Source organism: Hymenobacter sp. DG25B (assembly GCF_000801315.1).
GTDB lineage: Bacteria > Bacteroidota > Bacteroidia > Cytophagales > Hymenobacteraceae > Hymenobacter.
The window spans coordinates 611,445-629,338 of sequence record NZ_CP010054.1 but is presented as its reverse complement, the minus strand read 5'-3'; the positions used below and the strand labels follow the sequence as shown (position 1 = coordinate 629,338).

Sequence of the window (17,894 nt, the reverse complement as noted above, 5' to 3'; positions counted from 1 at the left end):
GGCAGCGGCGCCGCTGGCAGGCCAAACTTTTTTACTTTAACTCAAGTACAGAAAGGCCTACATTTGAAGTTAAACCCCGCTTTCGCTGCCAGCGGGGCGTACCATTTTTAGCGTATGCAACGACTGGACATGAAACAGCTTCTCCAGCAGAAGCTGTCCCCCCAACAGATACAATTCATTAAGCTGCTGCAGATTCCTACTGCTGAGCTGGAAGCCCGCATCAAAGAAGAGCTGGAGGCCAACCCGGCCTTGGAAGAAGGCGACGACGAGCCCGAGGAGGAGTTTGAGGAGCAGGACCGCGACGAAGACGCCGAGGATTTCGACAACGACCCCGATGCCGAGTTCGATAGCGACAACAGCACGCTGGATGAGGATTTTGACGAGCCCGCCGACGAGCAGCCCGAAATAGAGCTGCCCGTAGCCGAAGAAGCTGCGCCCGAGGAACGCCAGAACGACAATGACGATCTGGACCTGGGCGACTATCTCAACGACGACGAAATAGCCGGCTACAAAATGCAGGGCGACGGCCCCGGAGAGCCGGAAGACGACCGGGAAATGCCCCTGGCCGATACCAGCGGCTCCCTCATCGACTCCCTGCTGAACCAGCTGGGTTTTACTGATTTAGACGAAAAGCAGGAAGCCATTGGCCGCCAGCTTATCGGCTCTATTGATGGCGACGGCTACATCCGCCGCGACCTGTCGGCCATCGTCAACGACCTGGCCTTCTCCCAGAACATCGAAACCACCACCGAGGAAATAGAGCAGGTGCTGCACCTGATTCAGAGCTTCGACCCGCCCGGCATTGCCGCCCGCGACCTGCAGGAGTGCCTGTTGCTGCAGCTGGAGCGCCGCCACCAGGACGACCCGGTAGTAGAGCACGCCGAGCGGATTCTGACCGATACTTACGACGAGTTTACCAAGAAGCACTACACCCGCATTCAGCAAAAGCTGGATCTGGAAGATGACGAGCTGAAGGACGCCATTGCCCTGATTCTGAAGCTGAACCCCAAGCCCGGCGGCACCGGCCCGGTAGGCCTGGGCAAGGTGCAGTACATCATCCCCGACTTCATTCTGACCAACGACAACGGCCAGCTGAGCCTGACCCTGAACGCCCGCAACGCGCCCGAGCTGCGCGTGTCGCCGGCCTACCAGGAGATGTTCCAGACATATGACAAGGCCGCCAAGAAAGACACCAAGATGAAGGAGGCCGTCACCTTCGTGAAGCAGAAGCTGGACTCGGCCAAGTGGTTTATTGATGCCATTCGGCAGCGCCAAAACACGCTCCTGAAGACCATGGACGCCATTGTGCGCTACCAGCGCGAGTTCTTCCTGGAAGGTGACGAAGGCAAGCTGCGGCCCATGATTCTGAAGGACATTGCCCAGGAAATCAGCATGGACATCAGCACCGTGAGCCGCGTGGCCAACTCCAAAGCCGTGCAGACGGAGTTCGGCATTTATCCGCTGAAGTATTTCTTCTCCGAAGGCATTGCCACCGACTCCGGCGAGGACGCCAGCTCCCGCGAGGTGAAGCACATTCTGAAGGAAATAATTGAAGGCGAAAGCAAAGGCAAGCCGTTATCCGACGACAAGCTGGAAAAGATGCTGAACGCGCGGGGCTACAACATTGCCCGGCGCACCGTGGCCAAGTACCGGGAGCAGCTGAACATACCGGTGGCGCGTCTGCGCAAAGAACTCTAAGAAAAAGGCCGGTAGCTACCGGCCTTTTTTTATGCCCGGCAGGGTGCTCCGCCGGGGCTGTATCTTGCGCCTCACTATCTATTCTGCCTGTTCTTGAAAAAGCATTTTGCTACCCTGCTCTCGGGAGTGTTTCACCCGCTGCTGGTCCCTACGTATCTGTTTGCTTTAGTTTGCTACGCCTTGCCCGGGGCGCTGGTGCGGCCCGCCTTGCCAGACCGCTGGGTAATCATGGCGGTGGTGGCGGTGTTTACATTTGGGCTGCCCACCCTGGGAACCTTCGCGCTGTACCGGGCGGGGCTGGTAAGCTCCCTGCTGCTGCAGGAGCGGCAGCAGCGGGCCTGGCCCCTTTTGCTGGCCACCATAAGCTTTGGGGCCGCGGCGCGGTTACTCTACCGCCCGGCGGTGTTTGACCCGCTCTTGGGACAAATGATGCTGGGCATGACCCTGGCCGTGCTGTTGGCCTTTGTGGTAACGCTCCGCTGGAAAATCAGTGCGCACGCTATGGGCATGGGTGGGGCGCTGGGCTTGCTCACGCTGCTGGGCTTACAACAGCTGGCGGCCCCGGGGGCTTTATTTCTGATTGGGGTAGTGCTGGTGGTAGCGGCGGCCGTTTTATGGGCCCGCCTGGCCTTACGCGCCCATACAAAGGCTCAAGTGGTGGCTGGCGTTGGTGCAGGACTTGGTATTGTATTCAGTTTAGCGGCTTACTGGCGAGGTTAGTCGGCTGAAATGCCACTTTGGACGATTTTTCAGCGGCTTTGGTAGAGGAATAAATAATTTCGTCTGATACCTAGATTGAATTGCATTTATTTCTTGTACTTTTGGAACATAATTCTGTACCTCTCCCTATTTCACCATCTATTGCCATGTTTCACTTTTACACCGCTCGCCTGGTTGCTCTGCTTTTGCTGGTAGGTATTCTGGCCGGCTCTCGTGGTGTACAGGCGCAATCCAATATGCGCCCCGCTAACTTCCTGGCTGATCAGGAATCCGCTGAACCATTGATTCTGTCGAAGTCAGATAAGGCCGAACTCATTACTCAGCGCTTTAGTGATGCGCTGGATCTAAGCCCTAAACAGCAAAGCCAGTTTCAGCGCTACACCTACAGCCACTTGTGCCAGAAGGAAGCCGCGGCCACCCGTCTGGTAGGCGCTACCCGTGCCCAGCGCCGCCTGGACCGCCGGTATGCCGCCGACCTGAGCCGGGTACTGCGCTCCAGCCAGCTGGCTACCTTTTACTGGCTCCGCAACCGCGAGCCACTGGCTCTTTTTGAAGCCCCGGCCACGGCCAAACGCTAGATTTTACCTCACACTCTACCTGCAACAACAAGCCGCCCGGCTGCCCAATCAATCCTGATGGGCTGGCCGGGCGGCTTACTTTTAAAGTGGGCCAGTGCTTAGTGATTCGCCTCCATTTCGGCCGCTACAAGGGCCTGCACCTGGGGCAGGTCATAGTCGGCTTCCTGCTGAATATGTGGCATCAGGCGCTGCATAATCTGGTCCTGGCGCTGCCCGGCGCTCCAGGCCTCGGCGTAGGGCGTGGCGGAGAAGGTTACCTGCGAGTACAGCGGAACCCAGCGGCCGGGGTATTGCGCCGAGATTTTACTTTCGATTTTCTTCTGGAGCAGGAAGCGCGGGTCGGCCACCCGGTCGCGCATTTCCTCAAAGTTGTACACAGCCAGGTCGGCCATGGCATCGGTGTTGGGCTTGCGCTGGCGCTGAAATTCTTGGAAGATAACGTGCCAGTCGTCGCCGTGCTGGTCCATCAGCTGGTTGAGTACGGTACAGTCCTCGAAGCCCGCATTCATGCCCTGCCCGTAGAAAGGCACAATGGCGTGGGAGGCATCGCCCAGCAGCAGCACGGCATCATCAAACGCCCACGGGAAGCACCGCACCGTAACTAAGGAGCCGGTAGGGTTCTGGAAAAAGTCTTCCACCAGCTCCGGCATCAGCGGCACCGCATCGGGGAAGACTTCCTCAAAAAACGCCTGTACCTGCGCCGGGGTTTGCAGGGCGGCAAAGGAATGGGGCCCCTCATAGGGGAAGAACAGTGTGCAGGTGAAAGAGCCGTCCAGGTTGGGCAGCGCAATCATCATATACTGCCCGCGGGGCCAGATGTGCAGGGCATTTTTCTCCAGCTGCCAGGTGCCGCCGGGGCCCGGAGCTATGTTCAGCTCTTTGTAGCCGTACTCCAGGTAGCTCTGGGAGTAGTTGTAGCGGTCGGTCTTCTGCAGGGCGCCGCGTACGGCGGAAAAGGCCCCATCGGCCCCAAATAAGCGCTGAAAATCCCGCGTGTACACTTGATTGGTGGCCGTGTTGCGTAGCTCCAGGGTCAGGTTGCGGGTATCTACGTTCAGGCACTGCTGGCTGAACTGCACCTCCACGCCGGGCATTGCTTCGGCCAGCTCCAGCAGCGTGCGATTCAGCCCGCCCCGGGATACGGAGTAAATGGCCTGGTTATCCTGGCCGTAGGGCTGGGAGGTAAGGTTACCGGCTACATCGTGCATCACGCGCCTATACATGGGAATGCCTACCTGCCGGATTTGCTCGGCTATGCCCACGCCCTCCAGGGCCCGCAGGCCCCGGTCGGAAAGCGCCAGGTTTATGGAGCGGCCCTCTATGGGGCCGGCCAGGCGGGGGTCGGGGCGGCGCTCCAGCACTTCCACCGGGTACCCGCGTTTGGCCAGATATAGTGCCAGCAAAGAGCCCACCAGCCCGGCCCCCATAATGGTGTAGCGTTCAGCAGAAGCAGCCGAAGAACCGGCCGTGGCAGCGTCAGAAGAAGATGTACTCATACAGAATAACAGACAGCGTAGCGCAATCTAAATCGGTTTTAGCAAAACGGAGGTGGTTGGCAAACCCTGCTTATTGCCAGATTACAGTTTTATTAAAATATTATACATAATTAGATGAATTATTCTAAACATTTGATTATACTTGTTTAATATGAAATTATACGATGCAATGATTTATCTGGTATAACAACGCTCTCAGCCTCCCCCACCCTTCCTTACCGCTACCGTTATGCAGTGGACACCCTTTTCGTTATTTGCTTCCGAACCTGGCGTTTCTTCTTCTGCTACCATTAAAGCCCGGCCGCTGCCCCGTGCCAAGCGACCGGCAGCCGTGGCCCGCCCCGTGGTGCCGCCGCAGCAGCTGGCCATTCCCTTTCAGCAAACGCTGCCCGCTTTCTCTACCATGCCGGCCGGCCGCCTGGGGGTTACCTTCACCCGGGCTGATATTTTTCAGATAGGAGAATTTATAATTGGCCGCACGGAATGCCAGAACCTCTATGGCCATCCGGATATTCGCTACTAGCAGGCGGCCGCATTAGTGCGGCTCCATTCTGTCTTTAATAAACCCTATTTCATTCCACCCTCTATCCTACTGATAGGCAAACAAATAAGTGTCGGTATGTTTTGGCACCCGGTGGGCTTTCCATTACATTTGTGCCTCGTTTTTTATACCGACCTCTTTTCTGTTCACCTATTGTATGAAAAAATTTTACGGAGCCTGGCTCCTGGCCTTATTCCTATGCCTGGCCCATTCCACCTGGGCACAACAGGAAAATCCTATTTCAGGAATAGTCCAGACTAACACCGGTGAGCCCCTGCCTGGCGCCACCGTCTTTTTGAAAGGCACCTTTGTGGGTACCAGCACCGACCGCGAAGGCAAGTTCACGCTGCGTGCTGATTTCAGTGCGGAACCGGTGGTGCTGTCGGTATCCTTTGTGGGATATGAAACCCGTGATGTTACGCTGAGTCAGCCGGATGGCGCCCTCCAGGTAGCCCTGGAGCCCAGCGCGGCCTTCACCAACGAAGTAGTAGTGGCGGCCTCCCGCGTGGAGGAAGGCATTCTGCAGGCCCCGGTAACGGTGGAGAAAATCACGGCCCAGCAGGTAGAGCGCATCCCCACTGCCGATATTCAGGTGGGCCTCAACCACTTTAAGGGCATTGATGTGAACAGCTCCAGCTTGCTGATGAACAGCCTGAGTACCCGCGGCTTTAACTCGGCAAAATCGGAACGTCTGATTCAGCTGACCGACTATTTCGATACCCAGTCGCCCTCGCTGAACGCCAATGCCGGTAACCTGACGGGCGTACCGGAGCTGGATATTGAAAGCATTGAAATTATTCATGGCCCGGCCTCGGCGCTGTACGGGGCCAACGCTTTTAATGGCGTGTTGCTGCTGAACTCCCGGGACGCTTTCGTGAGCGAAGGCCTGAGCTTCCGGGTGCGCGGTGGCCAGCGCAGCTACCTGGATGGCCAAGTGCGCTACGCCAAAAAACTGGGCGAGAAGTTCGCCTTTAAAGTGGTGGGCAGCTACCTCACCGCCGATGACTGGCTGGCCAGCAACTACAACGCTACCAGCACGCAGGTTGAGCGCCGCAACAATGCTGCCGGCTCTACTTTGGGTTACGATGCCGTGAACCGCTACGGCGAGCTGGGCGGCTATACCTTCCCGCAGTCTTTCCCCTTCCCCGAAGTGCGCGGCAAAACGGTGTTTATGCCCGGCTTTGATGAGAAAACCCTGGTGGCGAATGACGACAAGGCTACGGCCCGCAAGTTCCAGCCCACGGTTTCTTACCTGCTCAACAGCAACACCAAAATGACGATTGGGGCCAGCTTTGCCCGGGGCACCGCCTCGTACCAGAGCAGCAGCCGCTACCGCTTCAAGGACTTTGGCACCAACCAGTACCACGGCGAAATCAAGGGTAAGAACTGGTTCCTGCGGGGCCAGTCGGTGCAGGACTTCGGCAACAACTCCTACGACCTGAGCTTCCTGGGTGCCTTTATCCAGACTTCGCCCATTCCGGGTGTAAAAGATGCTCAGGGCAACCCGGTTAGCTACGCCGGTGCCTACTACAATGCCTACGTGCAGACTTACGCAGGCGCCCGCCAGCAGGGTATGAGCAACGAGCAGGCCCAGGCCGCTGCCCAGGCCGCCGCGGCTAAGTACCAGCTCGACCCCAACAGCCCGGAGTTTTCCTCGCTGCGCAGCCAGATTATCAAAGATGCTACTCCCGGCCGTGGTGCCCGCCTCAACCCCAGCTCCCTGCTGAACGAAGGCAACGCCCAGTATAACTTCAAGTTTGGCGAAGCAACCGACCTGATTGTAGGCGCGGCCTACCGCAAGTTCCGCCTCGGTTCCAACGGCAACCTGTATGCAGATGACAACGAGCGGATTCAGAACCACGAGTTGGGGGCCTATTCGCAGCTGACCTATAAAATGCTGGAAGACCGCCTGAAGCTGGCCGTTGCCGGCCGCGTAGACGACTTCAAGAACTTTGATCCGGCTTTCTCACCCCGCGCCTCGGCTGTGTACTCGGCCGGTGCCAACAAACAGCATAACTTCCGCGCCAGCTACGGCCGCGCCTTCCGCTCCCCTACCCAGTTGGACCAGTACATCCGCCTCGATGTAGGCCAGGTAGTGCTGCTCGGCAACGTGGGCAACGGCTTCCAGGGCTACAGCCTCACCAACCTGAGCCCGGTAGAATATGCCAAGCTGAAGCTGGAGCGCCTGAACACCTATGAAGTAGGTTACAAAGCTATTCTGGCTGAGAAAGTGCTGGTGGATGTCAACTACTTCCGCAGCAGCTACAACGACTTCATCGGCGCCCAGCGTTTCATTGGTAACCGCGACGGCAGTCGCCCCACGGCGGAGCAGCTGCAGGCAGAACAGGCAAAAAAGTCGCCGCTGACGCCGTTCCAGGACCCCAACTCCCAAACCCGCGTGTTGCAGGTTTGGACCAACGCCCGCCAGAAAGTAAGCACCCAGGGCGCCGCTCTGGGACTCACGTACTACATGACCAAGGCGCTGAACCTGACCGGCAACTACTCCCTGAACGTGCTGGAGGAAGACAACCTGCCCGAAGGCTTCCAGACCTTCTTCAACACGCCCAAGCACAAGTTTAACGTGGGTGTGAATGGCGTAGCCGTAAGCAGCCTGAGCTACTCGCTGAACTACCGCTGGGCGCAGGGTCACCTCTATGAGATGCCCTTCGCGCAGGGCCAGCTAGATGACTACAGCAGCCTGGATGCCTTTGTGGGCTACTCCCTGCCTAAGCTGGGGGCTACGCTGCAGGCCGGTGCTTCTAACCTGCTGAACCAGAACAACACCCAGGTATATGGCGGCCCCAACATTGGACGCCTCGCATTCGTAGGTGTACTTGTGGATATCAAATAATCCCAACCTCCCTATTCGAAAAAAGCCCTTCCAGCAATGGAAGGGCTTTTTTATTGTGGCTAAACCAAGTCGTAAATCAGCGACCAGGCTGTGCGTGAATAGTGCGAAAGGTAAGGTTAAGGCGTGGCCCCACCGGGCGGGCGGTTTTGGGCACGGCATGTTGCCAGTGCTGCTGCGTGGTACCGCGCATCACCAGCAAACTGCCGGAGGGCAGATCCAGACCAAGCGGGGCATGAGGTAGCTGCTGCGAGTGGCGCGGGCGCAGCCGAAAGCGCCGCGTGGCCCCCAGGCTGATGGAGGCAATAACCGGCTCCGGGCCCAGCTCGGGTTCATCGTCGGCGTGCCAGCCCATGCTATCCTGCCCGGTGCGGTAAAGGTTGAGCAGCACGCTGTTGAAAGTGGCGCCCGTGGCCTGCTCTACCAGCGTGCGCAGGGCCAGCAGGGCGGGCGTCCAGGGTTGGGGTGTGAGGTCCAGCCCGGAGTAGCTGTACCGGGCAGTGGCGTCGCCGTACCAAGCCGTGAGGCGAGGCTGCAGCACCTGCTTTCCAAACAGCCGGATGGGCTCCTGCCGCCATTGCAGCGTATTCGTTAACTCCTGTTGCAGCCGGGCCGCTTCTGCAGGCGGCAGGAACTGCGGATCAAGCCAGACGTCAGCGGCGGGCAGAGAGAGGGAGGAAAGCGGCACGGCAGGGGCTAAGATGAACCAGCGTTTAGGGCTTGATGAGCTGCTCCATTTCCCGCTGCACTTCCTTGGGCTGCTGCTTCATGAGGTAGGGCATCATCTTTTGCAAGCCCCACACCACCAGAAAACACAGGATAATGGGCGGCAACAGGCTGCGGCTGCGGTAGCTGGTGGCACCCACGTAGCGGGGCCAGAACCAGAGCAGATACGCCGCCAAAGCCCCACCATTAAAAATCAGGGCCGCCAGAAACGGGTTGACACCCTGCTGCATAATACCCCACATAAGCAGCTGCGTACCCGCCACCAGGTATACTACCAGAAACAGAATCAGCCCCAGCATGGCCCGCACCCGACCCAGCCGAAACAGGTTCATGCACAACAGAATGCCCCCGGCCAGCATGGAAAAGAAGACCGACAGAATAGTGATGGAAATGGGCGAATAGAGCGCCGTATCCGTGGTGGCGACTTCGGCTACCACTTCCGTATCATTGGCCTCGGAGAGTTGGCGGGCAGCAGCTTGCTGCACCTCCTGCTCCCGCACGGCTGCCTCCAGCGAAGGGCGTAGTGCATCGGCTTCGGCGTAGGGCTGCCCGCGCCGCGCCAGCTCGTCCAGGGCGGCCAGCACGGCATCTTCCCGGTATTGGTAGCGGGCCGTTACGTATTGCAGCAGCTCAGCCAGGGATTTGGTGGCCATTTTGGCCGCATATTCTTCAGCCATAGGTGAAATCAACTTAAATAACAGATATCCGCAGGTGGGATATGTGCAGGTACGAATTCAGACTGCATTTAAACAGCTAAACCCAAAAAATTATTCCGCCCAGCGCGACCAATCGGCCAGGGCCGCACCGGCGCGCTGGACATCGGCGAAGGTATTGTACAGCGGCACGGGCGCCATCCGAATAACGTTAGGCTCGCGCCAGTCGGCCATTATGCCCACGCTGGCCAGGTGCTCAAACAGCTCGCGGCCGTTGCGGTGCACCAGCAGAGAAAGCTGGCAGCCGCGCTGGGCGGGGTCGGGCGGGGTAATAATTTCGAGGACATCCTTGGCCAGTTCCAGGCGCCGAATCAGAAACTCGAGGTAAGCCGTGAGCTGCTCGCTCTTTTGCCGCAGCGCCGGCATGCCGCCTGCTTCCTCCACCAGGTTGAGGGCCACGCGGTGGATGGCCATGGGGAAAATCTGGGCGTTGGAGAGCTGCCAGCCGGCCGCGCCGGGCATGGGCCGGAAGCCTTTTTTCATCTGAAAACGGTCGGCGGGGTCGTGGCCCCACCAGCCGGCCAGGCGTGGCAGATCGGGGCGGTTGGCAAACCGCTCGTGCACGAACACGCCACTGGTGCCGCCGGGGCCGGAGTTAAGGTATTTGTAGGAGCACCAGCAGGCAAAGTCTACGTCCCAGTCGTGCAGGTGCAGCAGCAGGTTGCCGGCGGCGTGGGCCAGGTCGAAGCCGACCATGGCCCCTACGGCGTGGCCGGCCCGCGTGATTGCAGCCATATCAAAGGCCTGCCCGGTGTAGTAGTTCACGCCACCCAGAATCACGGTAGCCAGCGAATCGCCCAGCTCCTGAATTTTGGCTTCAATGTCCTCGGTGCGCAGCGTGTGCTCGCCGGGGCGCGGCACCAGCTCCACAATGGCCTCCTCGGGCTGGTAGCCGTGCAGCTTCACCTGCGACTCCAAGGCGTACTGATCCGAAGGGAAAGCGCCGCCTTCCATCAGTACTTTGTAGCGCGAGGTGGTGGGCCGGTAGAAGGAAATCAGCAGCAGATGCAGGTTCACGGTGAGGCTGTTCATCACTACCACTTCCACGGGCTGGGCGCCTACCAGCCGGGCGGTGGCCGCCGTCAGGTTTTCGTGGTAGTGCATCCAAGGCATAGCGCCCAGGAAATGGCCTTCCACGGCGCGCTCTTCCCAGGAGGCAAACTCCTCCTCCACGGCGGCGCGGGCAGCGCGGGGCAAAAGCCCCAGGGAGTTGCCGCACAGGTACACCGCTTCTCCCCCTTCAGGACCAGGGGGAATGTGGAACTGAGTACGGAACAAATGCAGCGGATCCTGCGCGTCTAGGTGGGCAGCGAATTCGGGAGTAGGCTCGAAGGTCATGTGTGGGCAAAGATAGGCAGGGGCGGCCTCTAAGAGTGGAGCAAGCTTAACTTGAAGCAGATGGCTCCGGCAACGCTGTCCAAGGCCATTTTACGCTGGCGTACAGCTTAACCAAGCCCAACAGAATGATCAGACCAAATAAAGTGGCCACAAACCAGGGCTGCATAATGGTGATGGTGTAAGGCTTTGATTTCAGGAAATGCAGCACCGATTCCAGATTGAGGAAGTAGGCCACTGAAACCGCTATGTACAGCCAGTAACTACGGGTCAAAAAACCGTAAGCTCCTAAAAATAGAATGGCCGGGTGCCAGTACCGCTCATGCATCTGGGTGTTGAAAAACGCAAACAGCAGCGGAATCAGGGCACAACTTAGCAGAACCAATTCTATAGATGGACCTGGGTTAAGGCAGATTTGGGTACGTGGCCACTTCAGCACACTTTGCACAGCCGAGGCCAGCAAGGGAAAAAGTGTAATGGCGGAAAAGCCAAAGAAGAGCAACAACCCCCAACCCTTGTAGGTGAGCCCGGCGAAATGTTGGGCATCGGAAACAAACCGCAGGTCTACATTCTGAAAAAGAAGATGCCAGAAATTGTAGGCATTCACAGCTACCACCGGAGCATAATCAACCGCGTCCCGGTTTATGTCCAGAATGTGGGGCAGGTAGTTTTTGGTACCACCCCAGATAAAGGGCGCCAACAGTAATAATGATGTGAGTGCAGCGGCGCCAACAGATTTCCAGATCCACTGCGGGCGCTGCCACCAAAGGGGAAGCCACAGTAACAGTAGCGGAGGCATAAAGATGATGGCCTGCGTTTTAGTGGCCAACGCCAATACATAGAGCATTACGCTAAGCACTGGCTTCCTCTGTACTGCGAATACTACGGCTCCAAACACCCAGAACGTATAAATGGCATCCACCTGCTCCCAAATCAGGGTGTTATACAGATATGCAATATTGAACAGCAGTAGCAGGCTCAGCTCAAACCGGCGGTTACGCTGTGCTACCAGAGAGGCGGCCCAAATAGCCCCGGCAAAATCAAAGAGTAGCGTGAATCCCTTCAGCGAGTTGATATAGGACCTGATACGCTCAGCATTACCCAGCAGCTTTCCGAAAAGCCACAGGATGTAGTGGTAAAAGGGATTGTAGTTGTTGCTGGGGTCAGCGTATGTGTTGCCCAGCCCATGCTCAAGTATATACGATGCCCAATTTGCCCAGTAGCCTACGTCGCCTTGGTGGCCGGCCCGGGGTACCAACACCATCAGCATCATAAACAGCAAACCGTAATACACCGCCTGACGACGATACGAAGGCTCGAGCATCTCAGGAATGGCTACAAAGGTTTACCAGCTTAGCATCATGCTTCTTCATAGCCCATTTACCGGAGTCCGGTGGTTGCGTTGGAGGTCATAAGGCGGGCTATCTGCGGATGTTGGGGACCCAGCCAGTCCAGGGCATTCTGACCCAGCATGCGGGCTTTTATTTCATCAGGGAAAGGCATGGATTCAATCAATTGCCCCGGTTGCAGCTCGCCTAGGGGAAAAGGATAATCGGTACCGAGGGTGATTTTATCGGCGCCCAGTGTTTTCACCAGGTAGTCCAGCATCAGCGGGTCGTGCACCAGGGAATCTACCCAGAACCGGCCCAGGTACTCGCGGGGGTTTACGTTGTTGTCGATGGCGCACAGGTCGGGGCGCACGTGGAAGCCGTGCTCAATGCGGCCAATGGTAGAGGCAAACGTGCCGCCGCCGTGGGCTACGGCTACGCGCAGCTTAGGCAGGCGCTCCAGCACGCCACCAAAAACCAGGGAGCAGAGCGCCAGGGTGCTTTCGGCGGGCATACCCACCAGCCAGGGTAGCCAGTATTTGGGCATTTTCTGCTGGCCCATCATGTCCCAGGGATGCACGAATACGCAGGCACCCAGCTCCTCGGCGGCCGCAAATACCTCAAACAGCTGCGGGGCGTCCAGATTCCAGTCGTTCACGTGGGAGCCAATCTGTACGCCGGCCATGCCCAGCTCTTTCACGCAGCGCTCCAGCTCCTTGATAGCCAGATCGGGAGCCTGCATAGGGATGGTACCCAAGCCCACGAAACGCGTGGGGTAGCGGGCCACCACGCCGGCAATATGGTCGTTGAGCAGGCGGCTCAGGTCCAGCGCATCGTGGGGCTTAGCCCAATAGCTGAACATCACGGGTACGGTGCTGAGCACTTGCACATCAACGCCAAACTGGTCGTACTCCCGCATGCGCACCTGCGGGTCCCAGCAATTATCCTGGATTTCGCGGAAGAACTTATCATCCTGCATCATGCGGGCGCAGCACGGCTTGTGGTGCTCCAGCCGGATGAAGCCGCCGTAGCCGTACCGCTCGCGCAGGTCGGGCCAGGTTTCGGGCAGGATGTGAGTGTGAATATCGACTTTAAGCACGGGTGGGGACTAGAAGCAATAAATCAGGAAGCAACCGGCGCGGGTGGCTGCATTACGGTGCCGCACACCTGACAGGTCCGCTTGTGCTCATCCTGCCAGAAGCGGTTCATAATGGGCGGCAGCTGGGCCACGATATCCGTGATTTCAGCGAATTCCTCGTAGAGCTTGTTGCCGCAGTTTTCACAGTACCATTGAAAGCCATCCAGCTCGCCTGCAGAGCGGTAGCGCTCTATTACCAGGCCCACGGTGCCGGCCGGGCGGCGCGGGGAGTGGGGCACGCCGGGCGGCAGCAGAAACATGCTGCCCTGCTTGATTTCGATATCCACGGGCTTACCGTCTTCGATAATCTTGACTACTATGTCGCCCTCTATCTGCAGGAACAGCTCTTCGCCTTCGTCCACGTGGTAGTCTTTGCGAGCGTTGGGGCCGCCCACCACCATCACAATAAAGTCTTTGTTGTCTTTGAACACCTGCTGGTTGCCCACGGGTGGCTTCAGCAAATGGCGGTGTTCATCAATCCACTGCTGGAAGTTGAAAGGACGGGCGACGGGCATAACGGGGCGGGTTGAGGTGGGAAACAAAGGGCGCAGCAGGCCAAAAAACCAGCACAAACGCCCGGCTAAGTACGGAATTGCCGCCGCAACTTCCCGCGTAAGCCCACAACTTTCTACCTTGCCGTCTGTCGCATCCTTATTCTTATTCCACCGTGAATCTTTCCTTAACTCCCTACCGCGCGCTGGTGGGCGGCAGTACCCAGGGCATTGGCCGGGCCGCCGCCGAAGAGTTGGCCCGCCTGGGCGCCACCGTCACGCTCCTGGCCCGCAACGAAGCCAGTCTGCGGGAAGCCGCCGCCAATTTGCCCACTGACCACGGCCAGCAGCACGATTATATAGTAGCCGATTTCTCCCACCCCGACCAGCTGGCCCAGCGCCTGCAGGAATATTTGGGTAGCCACCCCGCTGGCTTTCAGATTCTGGTGAACAACACGGGTGGCCCGGCCGGCGGCCCCATTCTGGAGGCCAGCGTGGATGCTTTTCGGGCGGCGTTTGAGCAGCATTTAGTGTGCAACCACCTGCTGGCTCAGGCTGTGGTGCCGGGCATGAAAGCCAGCGGCTACGGGCGCATCATCAATATTATCAGCACTTCCGTAAAGCAGCCGCTGCCGGGACTGGGCGTATCCAACACCATTCGGGCGGCGGTGGCCAACTGGGCTAAAACCCTGGCCAACGAGCTGGCGGCGCATGGCATTACCGTGAACAACGTGCTGCCCGGTGCTACCATCACGCAGCGGCACACCTCGCTCATCGAGAAAAAAGTGCAGACTACCGGGCAGACGACGGAGGAAATTGAGGCCGGCATGCTGCGCCTGATTCCGGCCCAGCGCTTTGGCCAGGTCGGGGAAGTAGCCGCCGCCGTAGCGTTTCTGGCCTCGCCGGCGGCCGGCTATATCAACGGCATTAACGTGCCCGTAGATGGCGGCCGCACCGGCAGCCTGTAAGGGTTTTTGCTGATTTGCCCGGGGCCGCTGTTGGCGGAAACGCTTTTAGGCGCTTCCTTCGCAGCGGCCACTGGCCCCCAACCACGCTCAACTACCCCCGATTTGGTCAAGTTTGATACGCTCTCTATCGTTATTCCGGTTTATAACGAAGCCCGCACCATTCATCAGATTCTGGATTTGCTGCACGAAACCGTGCTGGTAAATGGCATCCGCAAGGAGATTATTCTGGTGAATGACTGCTCTACCGATGGCTCGGCGGCCGCCATTACCAGCTACATGGAGCAGAACCCTAAAATGGGGCTGCGGCTGCTGCACCACAGCGTAAATCAGGGCAAGGGCGCGGCCCTGCACACGGGCATCCGGGAGGCTACCGGCGACTATGTCATTATTCAGGACGCCGACCTGGAATACGACCCGGAGGAGTATAACGTGCTGTTTAAGCCCATTCTGAAAGGCTTTGCCGATGTGGTATTCGGTTCCCGGTTTATGGGCGGCAAGCCCCACCGTATCCTGTTTTTCTGGCACAGCATCGGCAATAAGTTCCTCACCTTCCTGTCCAACATGTTCACGGATCTGAACCTGACCGATATGGAAACCTGCTATAAGCTGTTTCGGCGGGATATTATTCAGAGCCTGGTGCTGGAGGAAAAGCGGTTTGGCTTTGAGCCCGAAGTAACCGCTAAAGTGGCCCGCGTGCCCGGCGTACGCATTTACGAGGTGGGTATCAGCTACTATGGCCGCACCTACGCCGAGGGCAAGAAAATAGGCTGGCGCGATGGTGTGCGGGCTATTTACTGCATAGTGAAGTACGGGCTGTTTGGTTAAACCAGGCGGTTCTACCAGTACCCTGCGTGGCCCTTCGCCCCGCTATTTCATCCTGTATGCTCCTTCCCAAAGTATATGCTACCCGTTGGCCCATGCGCCTGGCGCTGGGTACGTTGCTGGTCCTGCTGTTTTTTGCCTGGCATTTTTATCTGGAGCGGGCGGCTTACTATGACCTGGCCTGGCACACCTATGTGTACACTAAAACCCAGGCGCTGTTTCTGCAGAACCGGCGGTTTGTGGCCGTGGTTACGCAGTGGCCCACTTTAATGGCCGTGAAGGCGGGCTTGCCGCTGGATGTGGTGCTGCGGCTGTACTCCCTGGTTTTTGTGGGGTACTACCTGGCGGTGTTTCTGGCGTGCGCTTACTGGCTGCGCAACGAGCAGGTGGCCTTGGTAGTGCCTCTACTGATGGTGCTGCTCTCTACGCGTACGTTTTACTGGTCGCAGTCGGAGCTGCCGCAGGCGCTGATGCCGCTGCTGCTTTTTTATGCCGGCGTAGCCCGGCAGGCGCCCATTCAGCGGCGCTTTAGTAGTCTGGCGCTGGCGGCGCTGATTCCGGTATTCATTTTTGGCTACCCCACCGCCCTCATAGCCTTTTTGTTTGTGTGGGTGTATGACTGGCTACTGAACCGGCGCTTCCGGGACTGGGCCTACTACGGCTACCTGGCGCTGGCCCTGGCCCTGCATGTGCTGCGCACCAAGCTGATTCCGCCCGGCTCCTACGAGGACTCGCAGATGACGTTTGTGCCCAACCTGCTGAAATACTTTCCGCACTACCTCTCGCTGGAAAGCTTCGACAACTTCTGGCACCTGAGTACCCATAACTTTATTCTGCTGCCGGTGCTGCTGGCCGTGCTCACGGTGTTCTACCTGCGGCAGCGCAGCTGGCTGGCTACGCTGCGCCTGCTGCTGATTTGGGGTAGTGTGGTTGGGTACGTCTTTATTGTAAGCGTTACCCGCGGAGGCTATACCGAAGTTACGTATCTGGAAAACCTGTATCTGCCGCTTACATTTTTTGTGGCGATTCCCCTGGCCATGGAGTTGCTGCCTGCCCTGGAGCACCGTTGGAGCGGGCAGGGCCGGCTGGTGGCCGCCAGACTGCTGGCCCTGGTTTTGGGCCTGCGCCTGGCGGTGCTCTGGCATCAGCATATTCCCTATACCGCTTATCAGCAGTGGCTGAAGCACTTGCTTACCTATACCCGGCAGTTTCCGGAGCGCAAATACATTATGTACCCCGATAACGTGGATCCGCAGGGCCTGCGGGCGGGCTGGCCTTGGTGGGCCATGGCCAGCGAAACCATGATGGTCAGCGCCCGCCAAAACCCCGACTCGGTGCAGACCGTGCGGGTGGGCTGGGACGTAGATCAGCTGGCCGCGGCGGGCGCGCAGACCACCACGTTTCTGGAGCCTTTTGATAACATTCCCAGCGCCCAGGTACCTACCCGGTACTACCGCTTCCCCAATACCGCGTACCGCGTCCTCAACACCCAGCCGCCCCAGGATACAGCCGCCCTGCGCCGCTATATTGGGGCGCACCGGCAGGTGCAGCTGCAACTGGTTGATTCGTTGCCCACAGCTATCCGGGCGGGGCAGGTGCAGCAGCTGCGGGTGCAGGTGCGCGTGCCCGCAGCGGCGCAGCCGCTGCACTCGGGCATACGTGGTCCGTACCCTACCTTAATCCGTTCCGGCTTCTATAAGCCCCACAACTGGCCCTCAGACACGGCCCCGCTGGAGGTAGCGCTGGAGGTGGACGTGTGGCAGCCCTGGACGCAAACTATCCGCGTGCAGGCGCCGCACCAGCCGGGTCGCTACACATTGGAAATCAGCCTGGTTAGTAAAGATTTCCAGGACTGGCCCGTACGCCTGCGCCGCCCCATAGACGTGACGGAATAGCGCACCGCAGGCTATTTGCCCAGCGTTACCTGCAAATCGTCCATAAAAACGGGCTGGGTACTCTGCCCGCGCCACACGTACGCCAGCAGCCGGCTTTGGGGGCCGGCCGTATCGGGCAGGGTAATGGTTTGCTCCACGTATTGCCACTGGTTGTACAGCTTCACGGCTTTGCTCAGGTCCAGCCCCTGCCAGAGCAGCCCTTTGCCGTCCTTGCCTGGCTGCTTTATCTCGATGACCAGTTGGGCGCTGGCCTGTTCGTTGGGCACGAACACCCAGGCGCCCACCGTCAGCTTAGGCGGCCAGTCGGGGGAGAGTCGGCTGAGGGCGTTGTTGTAGCCCAGGCTGAATTCATGGTTGCCATCTACCCGGCTGCTATAGGTGCCGGAGTGGGCTTTTTCCCGGCTTAGGGTTAACAGATAGGGCGAGTCAGCCAGCCAGCCATCTACATTCTCAAAATCGTTGAAGGCCAGTGGCTTTTTTCCTTTATCAGTATCCGTTTGTGGGGAACAGGCTACTAAGAAAAGTGCCGCCAGCAAGGCAGCAGAGCGGGAAGCAAACATAGCATCAACAAGCAAAAGAGAAAGACATAAAATGGCA

Annotated in this window: 16 protein-coding genes; 8 read left to right on the top strand and 8 right to left on the bottom strand. The window is 58.5% G+C overall.

All coding sequences use genetic code 11. The features are described from left to right. Nucleotides 1-114: 114 nt before the first annotated feature. From rpoN to PK28_RS02720, 3 genes are all read left to right on the top strand, one after another. Entirely contained in the window at nt 115-1,698 is a 1,584-nt protein-coding gene (gene rpoN, locus PK28_RS02730; protein WP_044511146.1) for an RNA polymerase factor sigma-54, read from the top strand. Between the two features lie 93 nt (nt 1,699-1,791). Next, complete coding sequence (locus PK28_RS02725) at nt 1,792-2,418, top strand: hypothetical protein (protein WP_048825481.1); 627 nt, start codon at nt 1,792-1,794, stop codon at nt 2,416-2,418. A 146-nt stretch (nt 2,419-2,564) separates the two neighbouring features. After that, nucleotides 2,565-2,996 carry a hypothetical protein gene (locus tag PK28_RS02720; RefSeq protein WP_044511145.1) on the top strand — a complete coding sequence of 144 codons (432 nt, stop codon included), beginning with the start codon at nt 2,565-2,567 and terminating at the stop codon, nt 2,994-2,996. 98 nt (nt 2,997-3,094) lie between these two features. Here the strand turns inward: PK28_RS02720 and PK28_RS02715 are convergent, their stop codons facing one another. Further along, entirely contained in the window at nt 3,095-4,492 is a 1,398-nt protein-coding gene (locus PK28_RS02715) for an FAD-dependent oxidoreductase (protein ID WP_082016921.1), read from the bottom strand. Nucleotides 4,493-4,721: 229 nt separating this feature from the next. Here PK28_RS02715 and PK28_RS02710 point away from each other — a divergent pair, with 229 nt between their 5' ends. Further along, nucleotides 4,722-5,015 carry a hypothetical protein gene (locus tag PK28_RS02710; protein ID WP_044511142.1) on the top strand — a complete coding sequence of 98 codons (294 nt, stop codon included), beginning with the start codon at nt 4,722-4,724 and terminating at the stop codon, nt 5,013-5,015. A 175-nt stretch (nt 5,016-5,190) separates the two neighbouring features. Further along, nucleotides 5,191-7,884, top strand: coding sequence for a TonB-dependent receptor (locus tag PK28_RS02705; RefSeq protein ID WP_044511140.1), 2,694 nt, complete (start codon nt 5,191-5,193; stop codon nt 7,882-7,884). Nucleotides 7,885-7,960: 76 nt separating this feature from the next. On the opposite strand, the gene PK28_RS02700 is transcribed toward PK28_RS02705, so the two are convergent. From PK28_RS02700 to PK28_RS02675, 6 genes are all read right to left on the bottom strand, one after another. Beyond that, nucleotides 7,961-8,569 carry an alpha-ketoglutarate-dependent dioxygenase AlkB family protein gene (locus PK28_RS02700; protein ID WP_044511139.1) on the bottom strand — a complete coding sequence of 203 codons (609 nt, stop codon included), beginning with the start codon at nt 8,567-8,569 and terminating at the stop codon, nt 7,961-7,963. Nucleotides 8,570-8,594: 25 nt separating this feature from the next. After that, nucleotides 8,595-9,284: an LptF/LptG permease family protein gene (locus PK28_RS02695; RefSeq protein WP_044511137.1), complete on the bottom strand. Its 690-nt coding sequence runs from the start codon at nt 9,282-9,284 to the stop codon at nt 8,595-8,597. 90 nt (nt 9,285-9,374) lie between these two features. Further along, on the bottom strand, nt 9,375-10,658 hold the full coding sequence (kynU, locus tag PK28_RS02690) for a kynureninase (RefSeq protein ID WP_044511135.1): 1,284 nt from the start codon (nt 10,656-10,658) through the stop codon (nt 9,375-9,377). Between the two features lie 46 nt (nt 10,659-10,704). After that, nucleotides 10,705-11,979, bottom strand: coding sequence for a putative hexosyltransferase (locus PK28_RS02685; RefSeq protein WP_156126215.1), 1,275 nt, complete (start codon nt 11,977-11,979; stop codon nt 10,705-10,707). A 56-nt stretch (nt 11,980-12,035) separates the two neighbouring features. Then, on the bottom strand, nt 12,036-13,082 hold the full coding sequence (locus PK28_RS02680) for an amidohydrolase family protein (protein ID WP_044511131.1): 1,047 nt from the start codon (nt 13,080-13,082) through the stop codon (nt 12,036-12,038). A gap of 23 nt (nt 13,083-13,105) precedes the next feature. After that, a complete protein-coding gene (locus PK28_RS02675; RefSeq protein ID WP_044516112.1) occupies nt 13,106-13,636 on the bottom strand; it encodes a 3-hydroxyanthranilate 3,4-dioxygenase in 531 nt (176 codons plus the stop codon). Nucleotides 13,637-13,788: 152 nt separating this feature from the next. On the opposite strand from PK28_RS02675, the gene PK28_RS02670 reads away from it, so the two are divergent. From PK28_RS02670 to PK28_RS02660, 3 genes are all read left to right on the top strand, one after another. Further along, on the top strand, nt 13,789-14,580 hold the full coding sequence (locus PK28_RS02670) for an SDR family oxidoreductase (protein ID WP_044511129.1): 792 nt from the start codon (nt 13,789-13,791) through the stop codon (nt 14,578-14,580). A gap of 102 nt (nt 14,581-14,682) precedes the next feature. Further along, entirely contained in the window at nt 14,683-15,405 is a 723-nt protein-coding gene (locus tag PK28_RS02665; protein ID WP_044511128.1) for a glycosyltransferase family 2 protein, read from the top strand. Between the two features lie 56 nt (nt 15,406-15,461). After that, nucleotides 15,462-17,297: a hypothetical protein gene (locus PK28_RS02660; protein WP_044511126.1), complete on the top strand. Its 1,836-nt coding sequence runs from the start codon at nt 15,462-15,464 to the stop codon at nt 17,295-17,297. 11 nt (nt 17,298-17,308) lie between these two features. On the opposite strand, the gene PK28_RS02655 is transcribed toward PK28_RS02660, so the two are convergent. Further along, complete coding sequence (locus PK28_RS02655; protein WP_044511125.1) at nt 17,309-17,857, bottom strand: carbohydrate binding domain-containing protein; 549 nt, start codon at nt 17,855-17,857, stop codon at nt 17,309-17,311. Nucleotides 17,858-17,894: the final 37 nt, after the last annotated feature.

Bases quoted from the DNA above. Each gene is read 5' to 3' on its own strand.
- rpoN (WP_044511146.1), top strand. From the start codon at position 115: ATGCAACGACTGGACATGAAACAGCTTCTCCAGCAGAAGCTGTCCCCC.
- PK28_RS02720 (WP_044511145.1), top strand. From the start codon at position 2,565: ATGTTTCACTTTTACACCGCTCGCCTGGTTGCTCTGCTTTTGCTGGTA.
- PK28_RS02715 (WP_082016921.1), bottom strand. From the start codon at position 4,492: ATGAGTACATCTTCTTCTGACGCTGCCACGGCCGGTTCTTCGGCTGCT.
- PK28_RS02710 (WP_044511142.1), top strand. From the start codon at position 4,722: ATGCAGTGGACACCCTTTTCGTTATTTGCTTCCGAACCTGGCGTTTCT.
- PK28_RS02705 (WP_044511140.1), top strand. From the start codon at position 5,191: ATGAAAAAATTTTACGGAGCCTGGCTCCTGGCCTTATTCCTATGCCTG.
- PK28_RS02695 (WP_044511137.1), bottom strand. From the start codon at position 9,284: ATGGCTGAAGAATATGCGGCCAAAATGGCCACCAAATCCCTGGCTGAG.
- kynU (WP_044511135.1), bottom strand. From the start codon at position 10,658: ATGACCTTCGAGCCTACTCCCGAATTCGCTGCCCACCTAGACGCGCAG.
- PK28_RS02685 (WP_156126215.1), bottom strand. From the start codon at position 11,979: ATGCTCGAGCCTTCGTATCGTCGTCAGGCGGTGTATTACGGTTTGCTG.
- PK28_RS02675 (WP_044516112.1), bottom strand. From the start codon at position 13,636: ATGCCCGTCGCCCGTCCTTTCAACTTCCAGCAGTGGATTGATGAACAC.
- PK28_RS02660 (WP_044511126.1), top strand. From the start codon at position 15,462: ATGCTCCTTCCCAAAGTATATGCTACCCGTTGGCCCATGCGCCTGGCG.
- PK28_RS02655 (WP_044511125.1), bottom strand. From the start codon at position 17,857: ATGTTTGCTTCCCGCTCTGCTGCCTTGCTGGCGGCACTTTTCTTAGTA.